General features: G+C 40.6%; 1 protein-coding gene. It reads right to left on the reverse strand.

What is annotated here, in order from left to right; all coding sequences use genetic code 11:
• A partial coding sequence (locus AAY47_RS19575; protein WP_047772050.1) for an IS4 family transposase occupies nt 1-517 on the reverse strand: 517 nt, incomplete at both ends.

The raw sequence follows: 517 nt of genomic DNA on the forward strand, positions 1-517 counted from the left end.
GAGTTCATAGCCTTCAAGGATGGCCTGCAATTTTAGCCATCCTTCCCACAAGGTTTTTACTGATGCTCTGCCATTTCGTTTGCTATCTTTCCAACCACCGAGTTTTGCAAGATGTTCGTATGCCCATTTAGCAGTGGGAGGCGTTTCAGGGAGGGCTGTTTTTATGCTCTTAAGCCAGAGTAACTTCCATGCTTTTGGCGACAAAATTTTTTCACAGCTAATATCTTCAAGTTGCTCACTGGCAAATTTTAATTGAAATATCCTGACAGCTAAGAAGGCATAAATGGTGGCTAACCTCTCTAGATTATTTTTGCTTTGAACTCTCAGTTCTTCTACGCCTGTTCCTTCACTCTTCCAAATTTTATGGTATTCCTCTACAAGCCAGCGTTTTTCGTAATAACCGATAATGGTAAGGGCATCCTCTTTATTATTTATCGGCTCATTAGTCAGGATATGCCAATTGAGCTTGTTATCCTCATTGCCTATCTCTGAACACCCAACATAATAGAGAGGAATA

The organism is Xenorhabdus griffiniae (genome assembly GCF_001028135.1).
Taxonomy (GTDB): domain Bacteria; phylum Pseudomonadota; class Gammaproteobacteria; order Enterobacterales; family Enterobacteriaceae; genus Xenorhabdus; species Xenorhabdus bakwenae.